Annotated in this window: 19 protein-coding genes; 4 read left to right on the top strand and 15 right to left on the bottom strand. The window is 56.6% G+C overall.

Annotation, left to right across the window (positions count from 1 at the left end; genetic code table 11):
* Positions 1–42 precede the first annotated feature (42 nt).
* Positions 43–774, bottom strand: coding sequence for a VC0807 family protein (locus WG219_18040; protein ID WXL25184.1), 732 nt, complete (start codon positions 772–774; stop codon positions 43–45).
* A 297-nt stretch (positions 775–1,071) separates the two neighbouring features.
* On the opposite strand from WG219_18040, the gene WG219_18035 reads away from it, so the two are divergent.
* From WG219_18035 to WG219_18020, 4 genes are all read left to right on the top strand, one after another.
* Positions 1,072–1,800, top strand: a complete 729-nt coding sequence (locus WG219_18035) for a transporter substrate-binding domain-containing protein (protein ID WXL25183.1) — start codon at positions 1,072–1,074, stop codon at positions 1,798–1,800.
* Positions 1,801–1,949: 149 nt separating this feature from the next.
* On the top strand, positions 1,950–2,813 hold the full coding sequence (locus WG219_18030; protein WXL25182.1) for an oxaloacetate decarboxylase: 864 nt from the start codon (positions 1,950–1,952) through the stop codon (positions 2,811–2,813).
* Positions 2,814–2,881: 68 nt separating this feature from the next.
* Positions 2,882–3,148: a DksA/TraR family C4-type zinc finger protein gene (locus WG219_18025; GenBank protein WXL25181.1), complete on the top strand. Its 267-nt coding sequence runs from the start codon at positions 2,882–2,884 to the stop codon at positions 3,146–3,148.
* Between the two features lie 197 nt (positions 3,149–3,345).
* Positions 3,346–4,233, top strand: a complete 888-nt coding sequence (locus tag WG219_18020) for a DMT family transporter (protein WXL25180.1) — start codon at positions 3,346–3,348, stop codon at positions 4,231–4,233.
* A 64-nt stretch (positions 4,234–4,297) separates the two neighbouring features.
* Here the strand turns inward: WG219_18020 and ureC are convergent, their stop codons facing one another.
* From ureC to accC, 14 genes are all read right to left on the bottom strand, one after another.
* On the bottom strand, positions 4,298–5,998 hold the full coding sequence (gene ureC / locus WG219_18015; protein WXL25179.1) for an urease subunit alpha: 1,701 nt from the start codon (positions 5,996–5,998) through the stop codon (positions 4,298–4,300).
* Positions 5,995–6,324: an urease subunit beta gene (locus WG219_18010; GenBank protein ID WXL25178.1), complete on the bottom strand. Its 330-nt coding sequence runs from the start codon at positions 6,322–6,324 to the stop codon at positions 5,995–5,997. Before WG219_18010 ends, ureC begins: the two co-directional genes overlap by 4 nt.
* Positions 6,321–6,857, bottom strand: coding sequence for an N-acetyltransferase family protein (locus tag WG219_18005; GenBank protein ID WXL25177.1), 537 nt, complete (start codon positions 6,855–6,857; stop codon positions 6,321–6,323). Before WG219_18005 ends, WG219_18010 begins: the two co-directional genes overlap by 4 nt.
* 10 nt (positions 6,858–6,867) lie before the next feature.
* On the bottom strand, positions 6,868–7,170 hold the full coding sequence (locus WG219_18000) for an urease subunit gamma (protein WXL25176.1): 303 nt from the start codon (positions 7,168–7,170) through the stop codon (positions 6,868–6,870).
* 3 nt (positions 7,171–7,173) lie between these two features.
* Complete coding sequence (locus tag WG219_17995; GenBank protein ID WXL25175.1) at positions 7,174–8,007, bottom strand: urease accessory protein UreD; 834 nt, start codon at positions 8,005–8,007, stop codon at positions 7,174–7,176.
* Between the two features lie 187 nt (positions 8,008–8,194).
* Complete coding sequence (locus WG219_17990; protein WXL25174.1) at positions 8,195–8,797, bottom strand: MarC family protein; 603 nt, start codon at positions 8,795–8,797, stop codon at positions 8,195–8,197.
* A gap of 144 nt (positions 8,798–8,941) precedes the next feature.
* Entirely contained in the window at positions 8,942–11,719 is a 2,778-nt protein-coding gene (locus tag WG219_17985) for a response regulator (GenBank protein WXL25173.1), read from the bottom strand.
* Positions 11,720–11,833: 114 nt separating this feature from the next.
* Positions 11,834–13,123: a phosphoribosylamine--glycine ligase gene (gene purD / locus WG219_17980; protein ID WXL25172.1), complete on the bottom strand. Its 1,290-nt coding sequence runs from the start codon at positions 13,121–13,123 to the stop codon at positions 11,834–11,836.
* A 125-nt stretch (positions 13,124–13,248) separates the two neighbouring features.
* Entirely contained in the window at positions 13,249–14,856 is a 1,608-nt protein-coding gene (purH, locus tag WG219_17975; protein WXL25171.1) for a bifunctional phosphoribosylaminoimidazolecarboxamide formyltransferase/IMP cyclohydrolase, read from the bottom strand.
* A gap of 74 nt (positions 14,857–14,930) precedes the next feature.
* On the bottom strand, positions 14,931–15,251 hold the full coding sequence (fis, locus tag WG219_17970; GenBank protein WXL25170.1) for a DNA-binding transcriptional regulator Fis: 321 nt from the start codon (positions 15,249–15,251) through the stop codon (positions 14,931–14,933).
* Positions 15,248–16,249, bottom strand: coding sequence for a tRNA dihydrouridine synthase DusB (dusB, locus tag WG219_17965; protein ID WXL25169.1), 1,002 nt, complete (start codon positions 16,247–16,249; stop codon positions 15,248–15,250). Before dusB ends, fis begins: the two co-directional genes overlap by 4 nt.
* Positions 16,250–16,423: 174 nt before the next feature.
* Positions 16,424–17,716, bottom strand: a complete 1,293-nt coding sequence (locus tag WG219_17960; GenBank protein ID WXL25168.1) for a DUF3426 domain-containing protein — start codon at positions 17,714–17,716, stop codon at positions 16,424–16,426.
* Positions 17,717–17,790: 74 nt separating this feature from the next.
* Positions 17,791–18,669 carry a 50S ribosomal protein L11 methyltransferase gene (prmA, locus tag WG219_17955; protein ID WXL25167.1) on the bottom strand — a complete coding sequence of 293 codons (879 nt, stop codon included), beginning with the start codon at positions 18,667–18,669 and terminating at the stop codon, positions 17,791–17,793.
* Between the two features lie 199 nt (positions 18,670–18,868).
* Entirely contained in the window at positions 18,869–20,218 is a 1,350-nt protein-coding gene (gene accC / locus WG219_17950) for an acetyl-CoA carboxylase biotin carboxylase subunit (protein ID WXL25166.1), read from the bottom strand.
* Positions 20,219–20,229 lie beyond the last annotated feature (11 nt).

Here is a 20,229-nt window from a genome sequence, read left to right as displayed (position 1 = left end):
GGACGCTGTCAGTCAGGTTGCCTGCTGGCACGCGAGAGTGGGTCACTCACGTTTACTGTTCTGTTCCTGATTGGCCATGACCTCCTCCAGCTTCAAGCCAGTAAGTCCGCTGATCGTGCGCCAGAGGTAGTAGAAAATAGCCATCAGCATAATCATGGAAGGGATGGCGATCATTGGGTAACTGAGCAGGTTCATTCGTCCTAACTCTTCGTTGAAAGCCTCGCTTCCAGCTGGGCTGACCACGATCCATTTCGCCAAGGCGTAGTTCATAGCCGAAGAAAAGAAGAAGGTGCTACTTAACCAGTAGGTGGCTTTTAACAGACGGTTTTCGAATTGTGCTGTATTACCTGTTTCTTCGAGGCGCTGGTGGATTTTGTCCACATTGAGCACATTCTTGTTGTAGAGCATGGTGCGGATCAGAGGGTAGCGGGTATAGGTCGAGACCAGTACTGCAATGCCGATCAAGCCAGGTACCGCCGCTTCCTTGATAGCCAGCCATTGATTGTCCAGTTTCAGCAGGCCGATGCCGCCGGTTAGCAGAACGCTGATCAGGCCCAGAAGAGCAATGAAATTGAACTTGCGGTATTTGATTAACTCGAAGCAGCCCCAGCCAAGCGGAAACGCTAGTGCAAGGACTAATGCACCATCAGCGCCAAGCCGTTGTTCACTGCTGAGCTTCATCAGGATCAGCGAAGGGATGAGGATGCTGATCAGCAGGTCCATCATGGGCCGTGGTTTGTGGGCGGGTGTGTTGGCAGATGTGGTTTCAGTCATGTCATTCTTGGGTCGATAAGGATGCGCGATAATCGCTTGACTGGCTGTTAACTGCCAGTGCTACGGTCGATGAAGTTGGAAAAAGTTTAGACAAAGCTTTACTGGGGTGATCTCAAATAGCCTGACGAACGGTTCTGCAGTTCGCATTCATGAGCTTGAGCTGATGTTAGATTGATCTCGTATTTCTGTGCCATCTCTGTAAGTGTTCCAACTGCCTGTGCGAAGAGAGTAGGGTTGTTTTGGGGTATGAGTCGTCGGGTCGGGGCAATAAATCTTTTCCGTGGTTTTGGGCTGTTGATGGCTTTCGCGTGCAGCGATCTGTCACTGGCTGCGGAGTTGCGCCTGTTCACCGAGGAGTACCGGCCGCTGAGCTTTACAGAAAACGGCGAACTGACGGGGATGGCGGTTGAGGTGGTCGAGCAACTGTTGCAACGGGCAGACGTTCCCGGCCACATCGAACTGGTGCCTTGGACGCGTGGTTATTATCAAGTTCAGAAAGAGCGCGGTTTAGCGCTTTTCCCGGTATCGCGTACTGCCCGACGAGAAAAGCTGTTCAAGTGGGTAGGCCCGATTGCTGTGAGCCGTACCGGTGTGTACACCAAGCGTGACAGCGGGCTTAAGCTGCGAAACTTGGATGATCTCGATCGGCAAGGCATAACCGCTGTGCCCAAGCAGTGGTACACCTACGAATACCTGAGTGATAAGGGTCTCAAGGGGCTCTATGCGGTGCCTACACCCGAGCACGTGGTGCGGATGTTCAAGTACGGACGCATTTCAGTACTGGTTAGCAACGACATGGTGCTGGATGGTCTGCTGGCGGAGCAAGGGATGAGCCGCCATGATGTGGAGCTGCAATTTCACATCCTGGATTCCTACACGTACATCGCCTTTTCCCCAGATACCAGTCCTGAGTTGCTGAAGCATTTGCAAGCAACGCTGTCTGAGATCAATCGGGATGGTACCTTGGAGCGCATTCACCGAGAGTGGTTTGCCAAGCCTTATCTGGTACCGCCAGCCCAGCCTTGAAGCGTGCGGCACACCGGCCAGTGGTCGGGAAGACGCCTTTATGAAAGCCCCAAGCAAGGTAATTGGTGGATCATGTAGTTCTACTACATATCAGAATGTTGTCGTCCGGCAGGCCAGAGGCCGAGGCGGCCTTGCGTTAGGTGTACGTCATGCAGAAAACCTCTCCCCATCAATTGCGGGCGCAGTTCCGTGCGCTGCTGGCTGGCCATCAATGCCATAGCGCAGCCTCTGTATTCGACCCCATGGCCGCCCGTATTGCGGCTGATCTCGGTTTTGAGGTCGGTATCTTGGGGGGCTCGGTGGCATCCTTGCAGGTGCTGGCGGCGCCGGACTTTGCTTTGATCACGCTTAGCGAGTTTGTCGAGCAGGCCACCCGTATTGGGCGCGTCAGTCGCCTGCCCGTGATCGTCGATGCTGACCATGGCTATGGCAATGCCCTTAACGTCATGCGCACCGTTGTTGAGCTTGAGCGTGCAGGCGTAGCGGCTCTTACGATTGAAGATACCTTGTTGCCAACTCAGTTTGAGGGTAAGTCGACTGATCTGATCAGTATTGATGAGGGTGTAGGTAAGATCCGCGCCGCTGTTGAGGCGCGGATTGACCCGGATTTAGCCATCATCGCTCGCACTAACGCAGGTGTTCTCAGTACTGAGCAGGTGATTCAACGTATCCAGGCCTATGAGGCTGCTGGTGCCGACGGTATTTGCATGGTCGGTATTGAGGATTTCGAGCACCTTGAACCCATTGCCGCCTCCGTCAGCCTTCCCTTGATGTTGGTGACGTATGGCAACCCTAAGCTCCGCGACCCTGAGCGCCTTGCTGGGTTGCGGGTGAGGGTGGTGGTCAATGGTCACGCAGCCTATTTCGCCGCAATTAAAGCCACCTACGATTGCCTGCGTGAGCAGCGCGGGGTAGATGCCAGCGAGCTGAGTGCATCGGAGTTGGCGCTTAAGTACAGCCTGCCTGAGGCGTATAAAGCCTGGGCGGATGCCTTCATGAAGGTTCGAGAGTAATCCTGGAACTCTTGAGTTTTTTCGTAAGCTGATACATACCTAGCAGTTCATCTACTGCGGAGGTGGGTATGGCGGGTGGTTGGGCGAGTGACGGAGCCGTTCAGGAGCAGATCGACAGCAGTATTGAGGACGCTATTGCTCGCGCCCGCAGCCAGCTGCCGACCGGCGAAAGCCTCCACCATTGTGAAGAGTGTGACGCCGCAATTCCTGAGGCACGGCGCAAGGCTGTGCCAGGTGTGCGCATGTGTGTGAACTGTCAGGCTGAGCACGATCGTCAGCAGGTCGCCAGCGCGGGCTATAACCGCCGAGGCAGCAAAGACAGTCAGTTGCGCTGACGCTGCTGACGCTTGAGTAATTGGCAGCATGGCTCGGTTGTCTTGTGGCGCTGAGCCAGCGTAAGTGCGAGGGCAGGGATAAACGATTCTTGTACGGTAATCGCCCAGTGATCACTGAACGGGCGCAGGGCTATCTGTTACTTAAAGTGACATTTACGTAACATTATTAGCCTGCTAATTATTCGTATGGTTCTGAAGTGCCCACTACCAATCGCCTTGGCCTGGGGATCTTGCTGATCCTCTGTTCCGGCTTTCTCTTGGCCAGTCATGATGGCCTTTCCAAATACCTGACACAGATTTATCCAGTTTTCTTCATCGTTTGGGCACGATACCTCGCTCAGACGGTGATGATGACGGCCATGTTTGCCCCACGTATGGGCAAGCGTTTGATTGCCACGCAAGCTCCGAAGCTACAGTTCGCCCGGGCAATATGCCTGGTGGGTGTAAGCCTGTTCATCTTCAGTGCGCTGATGTTTATCCCTCTTGGGGAGGCCACGGCGGTGATCTTTTTGTCACCCGTGGTGGTTATTTTGATTTCGGCCTTTGTGCTTAAAGAAAAGATCAGCCGCAGTGTGTGGGTATCAGTGGCGGGCGGGTTGTTGGGGGTGATGATTATTGTGCGCCCTGGTGGTGAGCTATTCACCCCGGCGATTCTGCTGCCAATCGCTGCTGCTATCTGCTTCGGAACCTATCACGTGTTGACGCGTCGCCTGAGTGGTGTCGATCACCCGGTGGCCAGCAACTACATCAGCAGCATTGTCGGCACCTTGGTGATGAGCATATTTCTGCCGTGGGTATGGGTGGTGCCCAGTGTGGAGCATGCCCTGGCCATTGTTTCCCTGGCTGCCCTGGCCATGGGCGGGCATCTCTGTCTGACCAATGCTTATCATCACGCCAGTGCAGCTACGCTGGCACCCTTTACCTACTCCCAGATCATCTTTGCTGCGCTGCTGGGCATGCTGATCTTCGGTCATGTACCTGACTTAGGCGGTATGCTGGGGATGGCGATTATTATCATCAGTGGTGTAAGCCTGGCCATCAGTAAGGCCCAGAGCCGTCGCCGCAGCAAGGTGGTAGCGGCCTGAATCAACAGGTCGATAAGCGCTAAAAAACGCCGAGCAATTAATCAGACTGCTCGGCGTTTTTATGTCAGAACAGGAAATACCGCTGCGCCATTGGCAGCACGTCTGCCGGTTCACACCAGAGTAGCTGCCCGTCGGCTTTGACCTGATAGTTTTGCGGGTCCACTTCAATATCGGGTAGGTAATCGTTGTGAATAAGGTCAGTCTTTTTCACATCGCGGCAGCCTTTGACTACGCCAATCTTCTTTTGCAAACCCAGCTGTTGCGGCACGCCAGCGTCAAAAGCAGCTTGGCTGATAAAGGTCATGCTGGTGGCATGCCGGCTGCCGCCGTAGCTGGCGAACATCGGTCGGTAATGCACCGGTTGTGGTGTTGGGATTGAGGCATTGGAGTCCCCCATGAGGCTGGCGGCAATCGCGCCGCCTTTGAGGATTAGGGTCGGTTTGACACCAAAGAAGGCTGGTCGCCACAGCACCAGATCAGCCCATTTGCCCACTTCAATCGAGCCCACTTCATGGCTGATGCCATGGGTGATTGCCGGGTTGATGGTGTACTTGGCGATGTAGCGTTTGACCCGGAAGTTGCTGTTGCCTGCGCCATCGCCTGGCAGCGGGCCACGTTGTTTGTGCATTTTGTCCGCTGTTTGCCAGGTGCGGGTGATGACTTCGCCAACGCGGCCCATGGCCTGGCTGTCGGAGCTGATCATGCTGAACGCACCGAGGTCGTGGAGGATGTCTTCGGCGGCAATGGTTTCACGGCGGATGCGACTCTCAGCGAAGGCCACGTCTTCGGCAATACTCGGGTCCAGGTGATGGCAGACCATGAGCATGTCTAGGTGTTCATCAATGGTGTTTTTGGTGAACGGCCGGGTCGGGTTGGTCGAGCTGGGCAGCACGTTGGCAAAGCCGCAGGCCTTGATGATGTCGGGCGCGTGGCCGCCACCGGCACCTTCGGTATGATAGGTGTGAATGGTGCGGCCTTTGAAGGCGCCGAGGGTGGTTTCAACAAAGCCGGACTCGTTGAGGGTGTCAGTGTGGATCGCCACCTGCACGTCGTACTGATCGGCCACGCTCAGGCAGTTGTCGATGGACGCCGGAGTGGTGCCCCAGTCTTCGTGCAGCTTCAGGCCAATGGCGCCCGCCTTGACCTGCTCAATCAAGGGCTCCGGCAGGCTGGCGTTGCCCTTGCCGGTAAAGCCGATGTTCATCGGGAAGGCATCAGCGGCCTGCAGCATGCGCGCCATGTGCCACGGACCGGAGGTGCAGGTGGTGGCGTTGGTGCCGGTGGCCGGGCCGGTGCCGCCGCCAATCATGGTGGTGACGCCGCTCATCAATGCTTCTTCGATCTGCTGCGGGCAGATGAAGTGGATATGGGTGTCGATGCCGCCAGCGGTGAGGATCATGCCTTCGCCGGCGATGACTTCCGTGCTGGCGCCGATGGCGATGGTCACATCCGGCTGGATGTCCGGATTACCCGCCTTGCCGATGGCCGCGATGCGCCCGTCCTTCAAGCCTACGTCTGCCTTGATGATGCCCCAGTGATCAATAATCAGGGCGTTGGTGATCAGTGTATCGACGACATCAGCTGCCAGTAGCTGGCTTTGCCCCATACCGTCACGAATCACTTTGCCGCCGCCGAACTTCACTTCTTCACCGTAGGTGGTGAAGTCTTTTTCCACTTCGATCCACAGATCGGTATCAGCCAGGCGGACCTTGTCACCTACAGTTGGGCCGAACATGTCGGCATAGGCTTGTCGGGAAATTTTCATGGTTGTGTGGGGGCCTTGTGCTCCAGATCGCCCATGACCCGACCGGCGAAGCCGAACACTCGGCGGCGTCCGGACAGCTCCACCAGTTCGACCTCACGGCGTTGCCCCGGCTCGAAGCGCACAGCGGTTCCGGCCGGAATGTTCAGGCGCATACCTCGGGCAGCGGCGCGGTCAAAGATGAGGGCATCGTTGGTTTCGAAGAAGTGATAGTGCGAGCCCACCTGAATCGGCCGGTCGCCACTGTTGGCGACGTTCAGCTTGAGGGTACGGCGGCCGACGTTGATCTCGATGTCGCCGTCCTGGGTTTGGTATTCACCTGGGATCATGGCTGGCCCCCGCCGGCAGGCGGCGGTGTGACGGTTGTATTCAGCGTCAGCTGCATAAAGGTCAGATCCAACCAACGACCAAACTTGCGACCCACCTGTGGCATTTGTCCGGTGGTGATAAAGCCATGGCGCTGGTGCAGGGCAATGGAAGCGACGTTGCTGCTTTCAATGGCTGCAACCATCACATGCAAGTCGTCTGCTCGCGCCCGGTCGATCAGCTCCAGCAACAGGGCTTTGCCGATCCCCTTGCCTTGCTGGTCATCGCGGACATACACCGAATGCTCGACGGTATGGCAGAACCCCTCATTGGCCCGCCAGGTGCCGTAGCTGGCGTAGCCCAGCACTTCTCCGTTGGCGACGGCGACCAGTACTGGGAAGCCTGCGGCGTTGCGCTGCTTAAGCCAGACGCGACGCTCTTCCAGGTCGGACAGGCGTTCGATCCAGAGTGCAGTGCTGTTGATCACCGCATGGTTGAAGATGCCAAGGATGCCTTCAAGGTCGCCTTCATTGGCATCGCGGATGCTGTAGCTCATATCTGTTCCCTCAGACAATGGGTTGGTGCACGGTTACCAGTTTGGTGCCATCCGGGAAGGTGGCTTCAATCTGAATATCCGGGATCATTTCAGGCACACCTTCCATGACTTGCTCACGGCTGAGCAGGGTGGTGCCGTAGTGCATCAGTTGGGCCACGGTCTGGCCATCGCGGGCGCCTTCGAGCAGGGCGGCGGAGATGTAGGCCATGGCCTCCGGGTAGTTGAGCTTTAGGCCGCGGGTCAGGCGGCGTTCGGCCACCAGACCGGCCGTGAAGATCAGCAGTTTGTCTTTCTCGCGTGGGCTCAGGTCCATGCGTCAGGTACTCCATATTCTGGGAGGGATGGCATCGCGGCCCAGTACGGCAGGGCGTAGCAGGTGCCATAAATCAACTAACCAGGCTCTGGCATGCAGGGCTTCGCTGGCCAGGCAGCGTGCAACAACCAAGCCGGGAAGTTGGGTCAGATCGCCTTGTACTTGGGCGGGTAGTTCGCGACAGGCTTGTAACAGTTCACCATCGAGTTTCCCGGTGAGCAGCAATGTGGCAAATACCGGCTGGCCATTGAGGCCAATAGGGGAGTCCAGCAGGCCGTCATTGCCATCGATGCGCTGGCGTTCGTGCCAGATCAACTGGCCGTCGCGACGCACGTTAAGTTCTGCCTGATACTGGCCTTGATCGAAACGCTCGCCGCTGGCGGGGCGTCCGAGTGCGGTGATGTCCCAATACAGCAGGCGGGCATCGCCAGACAGTTCGATCTCCGTGTGCAGGTGAGGCTGGGCTGCGCAAAAGACAATGGTTTCCTGTGGCAGCCACTCCAGTGTTGCACCTGCTTCGACGTGTAACGTCAGGTGCTGTGAGGCGGTGCTGTTAGCCCGGTACCACTTGGCGGCACCAGGGCTGGTCAACTGAACCCAGCTACCGCTTCCAGCTGTAGCGCTGATGCTGAGGCTGTCGCCACCGGCAATGCCGCCTGGCGGGTGCACAACAATGTGCTGGCAAACCTGCGGGCCTTCGCCATAGAGGTGCTTCTGCACGCGTAAGGGGCCAAGATGGCGGCGTAATGTAGGTCGGGTGCAATCACCGTAGCGGGCATAGGCCAGTTCCAGTTCGGCATGCCAAGCGGGATGATAAAGAGTGGCGGGGCTGTTCATGGCTTATCAGGGCGGCTATCTCAACTCTCATAGAGCAATAGCCGTGCCGTCTGCGCCAGAAAGGTGCGCCTGGCTCACAAAGCCCATTACGCAGGCAATAGCGCATAAGCGTACGTAATGGGGTGATTGTTTACGGTGCGTGGAAACGAACGTGTGCACCAATTGTGTGCGGAGTGGTTGGCGCCTGTCAGGTGCCAACACCCATATAGTTGCGTACACCAGTGAAAATAATCTGAGCGGCTAGGGCGCACACAAATAGCCCCATCAGGCGGCTGACAATTTGCAGGCCCTGCTCACCCAGCAGGCGTTCGAACAGGTTGGACAGGTACAGGATTATTCCGACTGTCAGGCTCGCCAGGGCAATGCCCAACACGGCGATCAGCTTGTCATCCCATTCCGGGTGGCTGGCCCCCATCAGCAGCAGTGCACCAATGGTGCCGGGGCCAACGGTCAGGGGAATGGTTAGCGGCACGATGGTGACATCCTGCTGCACGTTGTCCGCTTGCACCGCTGATTTCCCCTGGGCCATCCCCAGTGCGGAGATAAATAGCACACTGCCTGCACCAATGCGGAAGGCATCAATGGTGATCCCGAACAGGGTGAAAATGTATTTGCCGAACAGGTAGAGGAGAACGCTGGATACCAACACGCCCAATGCGACCTTCCAGGCCATGCGTTTGCGCTCTTTGGGCGTATGCCCACGGCTTAGGGTAATAAAGCAAGACAGGACAAAGAATGGGCTGTAGAGCACCAGAAGGCTTAAATAAATACTGAACAGCGTAGAGGCCATAGCAGGGGCTCGTATGTAGGGGCAGGTATAAAGGTAGTCGCAGACTGGGCGTTAAGTGATGACAAATGCCTACATCTGAGCCACCACCGCAACAGGATAATTCGTGTCACGGGCACTTAGGGCTTAATGTCCTTATGCACAGTTTTATGTGGGATGCACGTCACGGGATTGGCGGGCTTCCCGCTCGATAACCCAGTGTTCAATCAGCTCACGCAGTTGAGACATTTCAAGTGGCTTGGACATGTGACCGTCCATACCGACCTGACGAGCCCGTTCTTTGTGTTCACTGAGAATGTGGGCTGTCAGTGCAACGACTGGCGTGCGTGGGCGCTGCTCGGCTGCCTCCCAACTGCGCAGCAGTTCAGTGGCTGAGAACCCGTCCATAATCGGCATCTCACAATCCATCAGCACCAGGTCATATTGACGTGCCTTCATGGCATTGAGGGCTTCCTGACCATTGCTGGCAGTGTCTGGTTGCAGGTTAAGTTTGGCCAGCATGCCGCGAATCACTTTGGTTGAGATGGTGTTGTCTTCGGCGACCAGGATGCGGAAGTCGCTCGGTACATTCAACGGTGCCACCACTGGTGGTGGGACGAACATGGAAGAGTTGGCTTTGCCGCGCTGAGACAGTTCATCTGCTAGCGTCGTGCGCAGGCTATAACCGGCCACCGGCTTAGCGAGGATGCGCTTGATTCCGGCATTGCGGGCGATGATCTTACTCGGCGAGTTGCTGATGCCGGTAAGCATGATGATCAGAATGTCATGGTTGAGGTTGGCGTCTTCTTTAATCCGTGAGGCCAGTTGCATACCGGTCATACCCGGCATGTCCTGATCGAGTAGAACAGCGTCGAAGTACTCTTGCAGGTGGGCTTTGGTGCGCAGCAGGGCCAATGCCTCTTTGCCAGAGGGTACGGCGCTTACATTCATCCCCCAGGCGCTACATTGTTGCACCAGCACCTTGCGGCAGGTCTCATTGTCATCGACCACAAGCAGGCGGGCGCCTTGTAACGATGCGTCCAGATTATTGTTCGGTTGTTCAAGGCGCATGCTGTCCAGCGGCAGGGTGAACCACAAGGTTGATCCCTTGCTGCGGCCGGTCTGGATGCCATAGTCACCCCCCATCAGGGTGACCAGCTGGCGGGCGATAATCAGCCCCAGGCGGCCTCCCAGTTTGGTGGCTGAGAGAAAGTCTTTGCTGTGCAGTTCGGTGTTGAGCAATGCGTCGCGCTCTTTCATGTTCAGCGGGTCACCGTTGTCTTGAACGGCAATGCGCAAACGCGGTGGTGTAACACTGCTGTCCAGCGCAACCACTAGCAGTACTTCGCCTTCTTCAGTCTGTTTGAAGGCGTTGTCCAGAAGACTCAGGATGGTCTGTCGCAGGCGTGTGGGGTCACCACTGATGACGCGCGGCACCTGAGGCTGGACGAAACCTATGAGCTCGATTTTTTGTTGCTCAGCCTTGGCCCGGAAAATGTCGAGGCAGTCTTCGATCAGGGCATTGAGATCGAATTGCACGTCATCCAGTTCAATCTGCCCGGATTCCAGCTTAGTGATGTCGAGAATCTCGTTGATCAGCGTCAGCAGTTCATTGCCGGAGCTGTGAATGGTTTGCACGTAATCTCGTTGCTTTGCCGATAGTGGCGTCCCCAGTAACAACTCAGTCATACCCAGCACGCCATTCATTGGGGTGCGGATTTCATGGCTGATTTTCGCCAGAAACTCGGCTTTGGCCTTAAGTTCACCCGAGCTAGCAGCCAATGCACTGCTCGCGCTAAGGCGCTGCAGATCAAGTAGGCGTTGGCGCTCAGTTAGAGCCATGCCAAGAATAAAGTTAGACACCACCATGCAGCCGACTAGGGCATAAGAAACGTATTCAGTCTTAACTTCCCAATAGCCAAAAAAAACTGGGATAGAGGCGATAAAACTAAGGCAGTAGATCAGCACTGCGAAGGTGAAAATACGTGCCGGTTCATAACCGCTTTGCCACTGTTTCACTGACAGAGCCAAGATGCTTAAGCCTGATACGGTATTGAGCAGGTAAACAAATTGGTTGAAGTTCAGGTCGTGGACAAACAGCAGGACTACGCAGAATACGGCAGTCAGTGCAGCTTCAATCCCTAGAAGATAGCTCAGGATCGTATACGTTGGGCTTTTGCGAAAGAACGCGATGGTAAACAACAGTGTGCAGAGCATGCACAACAAAATGGAAAGGTTAACGATCTGCTGTTGGTAGATCAGCCAGTCTTTTAACCACGGTGCGCTGATACCCAAAATGCAGCTGGCTGCTATTAGCAAAAAGCCGATGCTGGCTGCCAGCCACAGCCCGCTGTAGCTGCGGGTATAGATAAAACGAGAGATGTTGTAGGACAACAAAACAATCAGCGCGCCCATCAGTGCCCCAAAGAGCATGGTGCGTTCGTCGTTTGCCGCCATTTCTTGAGCACTCTGCAGAGTGATGCTGGGTCGTAAAGCGTGCTCTGAGGTCAGTCGAAGGAACACATCCAGTGGTTCCTTTATGACGGGCAGAGGGAGTAAGAAGTCTCGGCTAGGCAGAGGTCTGCTGGAAAAAGGCATGCTGGTGCCCGTATGGACCTGGTCAATCAACTCATCGTCCCGCAGGACGTACATATCGAGATAGCCAAGATAGGGCGCGAAGATGCGTAGGATTTGGGCATCCTTAGCAGGAGGTAATTGATAGTGCAGCCAGATCGCGGTGTTACGTCCGGGTGTATAGAGCGTATTCAGATCAATGGGTGAGAACTGCCCACGAATCTGCGGAGTGCGGATATCGTTGAGTTGAAGGCTGCCCTCAGGGTCTTTAAGGATTGACCATGTGTTTGACTCTGCCAGTGCAGGCCCTTGAGAGAGCGCAAACAGCAGAATACTGAGCAGGAGGAGAATGGCGTTCCTCAGCCGGTGCACAGAGAGATCCCTTCGTGAATAGGTGCAGGGATTATAGCCATGCAATTTCAGAGGGAAATACGAAAAAGGTGGCTTTGAGGCCACCTTTTTCATTTATTTACATATTGCTTACAGTTACTTGCCCTCGTTTTCGCGGGCAATGGCTCTGTACGCAATGTCCTTACGGTAGAAACTACCGTTCCAGCGGATCTTTTCAGCCAGACGATACGCCTGCTGTTGGGCCTCGGAAACAGTGCGGCCAATTGCAGTGGCGCAAAGGACGCGGCCGCCAGCGGTGACCACATTGCCATCTTTGAGTGCAGTGCCTGCGTGGAACACTTTGCCATCCAGTTGCGCGGCGTCGGAAAGCCCTTCAATCACATCACCTTTTGTGATGTCGCCTGGGTAGCCGCCAGCGGCGATTACCACACCAACAGTGGGGCGTGAGTCCCAGGTTGCTTCGACCTTGTCCAGTGCCTTGGCCAGAGCGGCCTCTACCAGCAGAACCAGCGAGGACTCGAGGCGCACCATGATCGGCTGGGTTTCAGGGTCACCGAAGCGGCAGTTAAATTCGATAACCTTAGGGGCACCGCTCTTGTCGATCATCAAGCCGGCATAGAGGAAGCCAGTGTAGACGTTGCCTTCGCTGGCCATGCCGCGAACGGTCGGGTAGATGACCTCTTCCATGACGCGCTTGTGCACGTCGGCTGTCACTACCGGAGCCGGAGAGTAAGCGCCCATGCCGCCAGTGTTCGGGCCGGTATCGCCATCGCCTACACGCTTGTGGTCCTGGCTGGTGGCCATCGGCAGGACGTTTTCACCATCAACCATGACGATAAAGCTGGCTTCTTCACCGTCAAGGAACTCTTCGATAACCACGCGGGAACCGGCTTCGCCGAAGGCATTGCCAGCGAGCATATCGCGTACGGCATCTTCAGCTTCCTGCAGGGTCATGGCGACGATCACGCCTTTACCGGCAGCCAGGCCGTCCGCTTTGATTACGATGGGGGCGCCTTTCTCACGCAGGTAAGCCAGCGCAGGTTCAACTTCAGTGAAGTTCTGGTAGTCGGCAGTCGGGATCTTGTGACGCGCTAAGAAGTCCTTGGTGAAGGCCTTGGAACCTTCCAGCTGAGCAGCGCCTTTGGTTGGGCCGAATACTGGCAGGTTGCGCGAGCGGAACAGGTCAACTACACCGGCAACCAGCGGAGCTTCTGGGCCAACGATAGTCAGTTGTACGTTCTTCTCGGCAAAGTCAGCCAGTTGCTCAAGAGCCAGCACGTTGATGGCGACGTTTTCGCATTTGGCTTCAGTGGCAGTACCAGCATTGCCTGGGGCGACGAATACTTTTTCAACGCGCTTGTCTTGAGCGACTTTCCAAGCCAGGGCGTGCTCACGGCCGCCGCTGCCGATAATCAATACATTCATTGCGTGCTCCTTCGTGGAGGCGGGCGTGTGGCCCGATTGGTGGACAAGAGAGCCTTATCCACCCTACAAAAATCATATTTCTGGATAGATGTAGGGTGGATGGCCGAGGCCATCCACCGCGTTCATCAATGACGGAAGTGACGCATGCCGGTGAATACCATTGCGATGTTCGCCTCATCAGCCGCTGCGATCACCTCGTTGTCGCGCATCGAGCCGCCTGGCTGGATCACAGCAGTGATACCGGCTTTGGCTGCGTTGTCGATGCCATCACGGAACGGGAAGAAGGCATCAGAGGCCATTACTGCACCGGCAACTTGCAGGCCCGCATGTTCAGCCTTGATCGCAGCGATGCGCGCGGAGTTCACACGGCTCATCTGGCCGGCGCCAACACCGATGGTCTGACGGCCTTTGGCGTAAACGATGGCGTTGGACTTCACGAACTTGGCCACTTTCCAGGCGAAGATCAGGTCGTGGATTTCCTGTTCGGTCGGCGCACGCTTGGTAACGATTTTCAGATCGTCAGCAGTGATCATGCCGATATCGCTGCTCTGTACCAGCAGGCCGCCGTTGACGCGCTTGAAGTCCCAGCCAGCGCTACGCTCGGCAGGCCATTCGCCGCACTCAAGCAGACGCACATTGGCTTTGGCTGCGACGACTTCGCGGGCCGCTGCGCTGATTTTCGGCGCGATGATCACTTCAACGAATTGACGGTCAACGATGGCTTTGGCCGTTTCGCCGTCCAGCTCGCGGTTGAAGGCAATGATGCCACCGAAGGCCGACTCGGTATCTGTTGCGTAGGCCAGTTCGTAGGCCTGACGGATGCCGCCTTCGCTGTCCAGCGCTACTGCAACACCGCATGGGTTGGCGTGCTTGACGATTACGCAAGCCGGTTTGACGAAGCTCTTCACGCATTCCAGGGCCGCGTCAGTGTCGGCGACGTTGTTAAACGACAGTTCCTTGCCTTGCAGCTGGACAGCAGTGGCAACGCTGGCTTCGCCTTTGTCCGCCTCAACGTAGAACGCTGCACTCTGATGCGGGTTTTCGCCGTAGCGCATTTCCTGCGCCTTGATGAACTGGCTGTTGAAGGTGCGTGGGAACAAGCCACGGTCTTCAGTGGACAGGGTGTCGCGGCTCTGGTCGATGGTGCCCAGGTAGTTGGCGATCATGCCGTCGTAAGCAGCGGTGTGCTCAAAGGCCTTCAGGGCCAGGTCGAAGCGCTGAGCGTAGGTCAAGCCGCCAGCTTTCAGGGATTCAATAATGGCGCTGTAGTCGCCCGCATTGACGACGATAGCAACGTCTTTGTGGTTCTTGGCTGCGGAACGGACCATGGTCGGGCCGCCGATATCGATGTTCTCGATGGCGTCCGCCAGATCACAACCCGGTTTGGCCACAGTGGCCGCGAACGGGTACAGGTTTACCGCAACCAGATCGATTGGCTTGATGCCGTGCTGTTCCATCACGTCGCCATCGAGGGCGCGACGGCCCAGGATGCCGCCGTGAATTTTCGGGTGCAGGGTCTTGACGCGACCGTCCATCATTTCCGGGAAACCGGTGTAGTCCGCGACTTCAACAGCCGCAACACCATTGTCTTTGAGCAGCTTGTAGGTGCCGCCGGTCGAGAGGATTTCCACGCCAAGGGCGCTCAGTTCGCGGGCGAACTCGAGGATGCCGGTCTTGTCGGAAACACTGATCAAGGCGCGGCGAACGGAGAGGCGGGTGGTCTGGTCGGTCATTTCAGAATCCATCAGAACGGTGATATCAGCAAAAAAGGGCGGCTCGGATGGGCCGCCCTTTTCGGGAGTTCGGGTTAGAGCAGGTCGTACTGTTTAAGCTTTTTACGCAGGGTTCCGCGATTCAAGCCCAGCAGTTCGCTGGCCTTTGTCTGGTTACCCTTGACGTAATTCATCACGGTTTCCAGCAGCGGTGCTTCAACTTCGGTCAGCACCAAGTTGTAGACGTCACAAACGTCTGCGCCCTCAAGATGGGCAAAATAATTGTGCAGCGCCTTCTCAACACTTCCGCGCAAGGTCTGACCTTCCGCGCTTGGCGTATTGAGATGCTGCTTCAAGCTGCTGTTGTCACTCACGGGAGCCATTCCACTTCCTAAAGTCTCAGTCAACACCGTCATGCGGCTACCCCTTCTTCTCCGTTTTTATGACGTTCGCTGAAAAACTCTCGAACGTTGGCGCACTGTGCATCCGTACTGTCCAGACGATTGAATTGGGCGCGGAAGTCCTTGGCGCCCGGCAAGGTTGCTAAATACCAGCTGACATGTTTGCGGGCGATTCGTACGCCCATTACATCACCGTAAAAGGCATGTAACGCTGCCAAATGTTCCAGCAGAATTCGTTCCACTTCCTGAAGTTTGGGAGCAGGAAGCATATTCCCCGTACGCAAGTAATGCTCAATTTCCCGGAAAATCCAGGGTCTTCCCTGGGCGGCCCGACCAATTAACAGCCCATCGGCGCCGGTTACATCCAACACATGCTTTGCCTTGGCCGGTGAATCAATATCACCGTTGGCCAGAACCGGTATAGAAACGGCCTGCTTGATGGCGGCAATCGTTTCGTATTCGGCTTCGCCGGTATACAAGTCGGCCCGGGTTCTGCCATGCACAGCCAATGCCACGATGCCTGCATCTTCAGCAAGCTTGGCCACATTAATGCCGTTTTTGTTCTGGCGATCCCAGCCAGTGCGTATCTTCAGTGTTACCGGAACACTCACCGCATTGACGACTGCGTGAAGTATATCGCGTACCAGCGGTTCGTCCTTCATTAGGGCAGAACCGGCGGCCTTGTTACAGACTTTCTTGGCTGGGCAGCCCATATTGATATCAATGATCTGTGCGCCCAACTCAACATTACGGCGGGCGGCCTCTGCCAGCATGTGCGGATCTGAGCCAGCAATTTGTACCGAACGCGGCTCAGGGTCACCTTTGTGAACCATGCGCAGGCTGGATTTGCGGGTATTCCACAGGCGAACGTCACTGGTGACCATTTCGGACACAACTAAACCTGCGCCCATGCGCTTGCACAGCTGTCGGAACGGCTGGTCTGTGACACCCGCCATAGGGGCGAGGATCAGCGAGTTCGGCAGTGTATATGGGCCAATGGTTAGCGCCGGCATAGGCTTCCCTGTTCAAGAGGCTCGCTGTTGAACAAATAGGAGAGTGCGAAAAAGGGTGGGCATGATACTCGCTCTGGATGACCGGAGAAAGGCTGTTTTGGACATTTTATGTACAGTTGCCTTTTAGCGGCCAGGTAGGCTATGCGACAAATACGCGCTCTGACTGATGCTGGCTTATTCCGGCGAGTGGAAGCTCAAACTGTAGTTCACAGCCCGGGCGCCGGGATCCAGAATATCCAGCGAGATATGGATCGGCGTTTGCGGAGGCATTTCGGAATTTCCGGCCAGTTCACCTGCCAGATACTCGCTGGGCTTGAAGCGTCGGCTGGCCAGGAGCTTGCCGTTCACGTCCGCGAAGCGCATTTCCAGCAAGGGGAATGGCTGGGAGAAGGAGGCACGGTTGTAAATAATGGCGTCTACAACCAGGGCGCCACTGAACTCTGGGTGGCTGCGCACCACTAGATTGCTGCTTTTGATCTGGTCGATATCGACTTTTGAGGGCAGGGTGCAGCCGATAGTCGGGCAGAACTGTTCAAACCAAGGACGGTATTGGTCCTGGCGCGATAGTTCTTCAAAATTGTAAGCCACGTACTGAACCGCAAGTCCGAGGGCTGCGAACAGGTTCAGCAGGCCCCAGCCAAACCAGCGACCCCAAGGCTTTTTCGGCTTTTGCCAATTGAGTTGCAAGGGCTCATCGTCCAGCTCAATCAGGCGTTCTTCTGTTAAGCGAGGTGTGCGCTGACGTTTTGCAGCAGTGGGAGGCAGCTCGGGCTCACTTTGCAGGCTGAGTGCTGGGGTTTCGCCTTTTCCATCCAATGGGGGGAGTTCAAGCTCGTTGGGCCCTGGATCTAGTTCATCCAGTTTGCCGATGGATGGCTCGTGTTTCTCTAGTGTTTCAGTTCCGATCGTTAGTGCCGGCTCGATCTGCTCAGGAGGCGCGATGGGGGTTGATCGGGCGGCGTTAGCCTCTTCTTTCTTAAGCAGTTCTTCTGCCCAGCGCTCGTCAGAGGGCGTTTCTTCTTTACGCTTGGCTGCAATCGTTGGCCTGTCCAGCGCCAGGAACTCTTTTGACAGATCCTGTTCCTCGGCTTGGAGCTTTGCCAGTTCTTCGTCCAGATCCAGGTCACCCAAATCCAGGTCATCATGGATCCACAGGGTGTCGTCTTTGTCGGCGCGGGCAGGTTGTGTGGGGGCTGGAGTCTCTTCCTGCTTTGCTAGGGGCGCCGGGGATTGAACTTGCACAGGGGGGCTGGCAATTGGATTGGATTGAGCCGGCGGCACTGCCTTGGTTGGAATGGGAGCGGCTTGCGGCGGGATTAAGCCCTGTTCACGCAATTGCTGGGCAGCGTTGAACACATGCAGGCAAGCACCGCAGCGCACGGCTCCATGGGCGGCATTCAGTTGCGCGCTGCTTACGCGAAAGCTGGTGCGGCAATGGGGGCACTGGGTGACGAAGCTCTGGGTCATGCGCAGGTCCGGTTAAACAAGGCGGATAGTCTATCTCAAGTCAATGCTGGCGAGCAGCGCGCTGGTGCAGGATGTCAGCGGCGGACACCACTGATACGCACCCAGCCGTCCTTTTCTGCGGTGGGGTCCAGCGCGAAGGCATCTGCGTAGGCGGCGCGTACTTCCTGGGCTTGCTCGCTGAGAATGCCCGACAAGGCCAATCGGCCGCCGGACTTGACCAAGCTTGTAATCTGCGGTGCCAGGGCGACCAGTGGGCCGGCGAGGATGTTGGCCACAACCACATCCGCCTGCTCACTGGGCATGTCTTGCGGCAGATAAACCGGGAAACGCTCCGGGGCAATGTTGTTACGGTTGGCGTTATCGCGGGAGGCCTCCAATGCCTGGGGGTCGATGTCGGTACCGAGTGCTTTGGGCGCGCCTAGCAGCAGCGCTGCGATGGCGAGAATGCCGGAGCCGCAGCCGAAGTCGATAACGCTGTTGTTCTCAAGTGCCTGGCCATCCAGCCATTCCAAGCACAGTGCTGTGGTCGGGTGGGTGCCGGTACCAAACGCCAAGCCTGGATCGAGCAGGAGGTTCACGGCGTCGGGCTCTGGTGCCTCATGCCAGCTGGGTACGATCCACAGGCGTTGACCAAAGCGCATGGGCTGGAAGCCGTCCATCCAGCTGCGCTCCCAGTCCTGATCAGCAATAACTTCAGCGTGGTGCTCGGGGAGTTCCGCGCCGGTCAGCAACTTCAGGTGGGCGAAGACATTTTCTGGCTCGGCATCAGCCTCGAACAAGGCCAGCAGATGCGTATTTGACCACAGCGGGGTGGTGCCCAGCTCAGGTTCAAAAATAGGCTGATCTTCGGCATCCATAAAAGTCACTGATACTGCGCCGACTTCCAGCAGTGCATCTTCATAGGTTTCCGCCTGATCCGGGGTGATGGCGAGACGGACTTGTAACCAAGGCATGAAAGAGACCTCATGGCGCAGTAGAAACGGGGTAAAGCAAGCAGTCTGTCCCGTTTGTACGGGGCAGTCGCAGGCTTTGGTAATTAGGTCGCGCAGCTTACTTGATGGGCGTAAGGCCTGCCAGTATTGAGCGCCACCAAACGACAAGGGCCGCCTTATGGCAGCCCTTGTCGAATCACAGCTCAGGCAATTGCCAGGCTTAGTGCTTATCCATACCCAGTTTCTTTTCCAGGTAGTGGATATTTACGCCGCCTTTGCAGAAACCAGCATCGCGCACCAAGTTGCGGTGCAGCGGGGTGTTGGTTTTGATGCCGTCGACTACGATTTCATCCAGCGCATTACGCATGCGGGCCATGGCTTCATCACGGCTGTTGCCGAAGGTGATGACTTTGCCGATCAGCGAGTCGTAGTGCGGTGGAACGCTGTAGCCGCTGTACAGGTGTGAGTCAACACGCACGCCATTGCCGCCTGGGGCGTGGAAGTGTTTGACCTTGCCTGGGCTCGGCATAAAGGTGTCAGGATCTTCAGCGTTGATGCGGCACTCGATGGCGTGGCCATTGAGTTTCACATCTTCCTGCTTGATCGACAGCTTGTTGCCTGCGGCGATGCTCAGCATTTCCTTGACGATGTCGATGCCGGTAACCATTTCGGTAACTGGGTGTTCGACCTGAACGCGGGTGTTCATTTCGATGAAGTAGAAACGGCCGTCTTCGTAGAGGAACTCGAAGGTGCCAGCGCCACGGTAGCCGATCTCGATGCAAGCATCGACGCAGCGCTTGAGCACTTCAGCACGGGCTTTTTCATCAATCATCGGAGCCGGGGCTTCTTCAATCACTTTCTGGTGACGACGTTGCAGGGAGCAGTCGCGGTCATACAGGTGAATGGCGTTGCCCTGGCCGTCGGACAGAACCTGAACCTCAACGTGGCGCGGGTTGCCGAGGAACTTCTCCAGATAGACCATTGGGTTACCGAACGCAGCACCGGCTTCGGTACGGGTCAGTTTGGCCGACTTGATCAGGTCTTCTTCGTGGTGCACAACACGCATACCGCGACCACCGCCGCCGCCAGCGGCCTTGATGATCACTGGGTAGCCTACTTCGCGGGCAATGCGCAGGGCTTCTTCTTCGTCTTCCGGCAGTGGGCCGTCGGAACCCGGTACAACCGGAACGCCGGATTTGATCATGGCGTTCTTGGCAGAAACTTTGTCGCCCATCAGGCGAATGGTTTCGGCTTTCGGACCCACGAAGGCGAAACCGGAGTTTTCAACTTGTTCGGCAAAGTCGGCGTTTTCCGCAAGGAAGCCATAGCCTGGGTGGATGGCGGTAGCGCCAGTCACTTCTGCAGCGGCAATGATGGCCGGGATATGCAGGTAGGACTGGGTGCCCGGAGCCGGGCCGATGCAGACAGATTCATCGGCCAGGGCCAGGTGCATCAATTCACGGTCTGCGGTGGAGTGCACGGCAACGGTCTTGATACCCATTTCCTTGCAGGCGCGCAGGATGCGCAGGGCGATCTCGCCGCGGTTGGCAATCAGGACTTTTTCCAGCATTGCAGGCTCCC

Source organism: Pseudomonas mendocina (assembly GCA_037482215.1).
In the GTDB taxonomy this organism is placed as follows: Bacteria; Pseudomonadota; Gammaproteobacteria; order Pseudomonadales; family Pseudomonadaceae; genus Aquipseudomonas; species Aquipseudomonas mendocina_E.
This window is presented reverse-complemented; position numbering and strand designations above follow the sequence as displayed.

Excerpts from the sequence above, each read along its gene's own strand:
- dusB (WXL25169.1), bottom strand. The coding sequence starts at position 16,249 with ATGCCGGCGCTAACCATTGGCCCATATACACTGCCGAACTCGCTGATC.
- purD (WXL25172.1), bottom strand. The coding sequence starts at position 13,123 with ATGAATGTATTGATTATCGGCAGCGGCGGCCGTGAGCACGCCCTGGCT.
- WG219_17960 (WXL25168.1), bottom strand. The coding sequence starts at position 17,716 with ATGACCCAGAGCTTCGTCACCCAGTGCCCCCATTGCCGCACCAGCTTT.
- fis (WXL25170.1), bottom strand. The coding sequence starts at position 15,251 with ATGACGGTGTTGACTGAGACTTTAGGAAGTGGAATGGCTCCCGTGAGT.
- WG219_18040 (WXL25184.1), bottom strand. The coding sequence starts at position 774 with ATGACTGAAACCACATCTGCCAACACACCCGCCCACAAACCACGGCCC.
- WG219_17990 (WXL25174.1), bottom strand. The coding sequence starts at position 8,797 with ATGGCCTCTACGCTGTTCAGTATTTATTTAAGCCTTCTGGTGCTCTAC.
- WG219_18005 (WXL25177.1), bottom strand. The coding sequence starts at position 6,857 with ATGAGCTACAGCATCCGCGATGCCAATGAAGGCGACCTTGAAGGCATC.
- ureC (WXL25179.1), bottom strand. The coding sequence starts at position 5,998 with ATGAAAATTTCCCGACAAGCCTATGCCGACATGTTCGGCCCAACTGTA.
- WG219_18025 (WXL25181.1), top strand. The coding sequence starts at position 2,882 with ATGGCGGGTGGTTGGGCGAGTGACGGAGCCGTTCAGGAGCAGATCGAC.
- WG219_18010 (WXL25178.1), bottom strand. The coding sequence starts at position 6,324 with ATGATCCCAGGTGAATACCAAACCCAGGACGGCGACATCGAGATCAAC.
- WG219_18030 (WXL25182.1), top strand. The coding sequence starts at position 1,950 with ATGCAGAAAACCTCTCCCCATCAATTGCGGGCGCAGTTCCGTGCGCTG.
- purH (WXL25171.1), bottom strand. The coding sequence starts at position 14,856 with ATGACCGACCAGACCACCCGCCTCTCCGTTCGCCGCGCCTTGATCAGT.
- accC (WXL25166.1), bottom strand. The coding sequence starts at position 20,218 with ATGCTGGAAAAAGTCCTGATTGCCAACCGCGGCGAGATCGCCCTGCGC.
- WG219_17995 (WXL25175.1), bottom strand. The coding sequence starts at position 8,007 with ATGAACAGCCCCGCCACTCTTTATCATCCCGCTTGGCATGCCGAACTG.
- WG219_18035 (WXL25183.1), top strand. The coding sequence starts at position 1,072 with ATGGCTTTCGCGTGCAGCGATCTGTCACTGGCTGCGGAGTTGCGCCTG.
- prmA (WXL25167.1), bottom strand. The coding sequence starts at position 18,669 with ATGCCTTGGTTACAAGTCCGTCTCGCCATCACCCCGGATCAGGCGGAA.
- WG219_18000 (WXL25176.1), bottom strand. The coding sequence starts at position 7,170 with ATGGACCTGAGCCCACGCGAGAAAGACAAACTGCTGATCTTCACGGCC.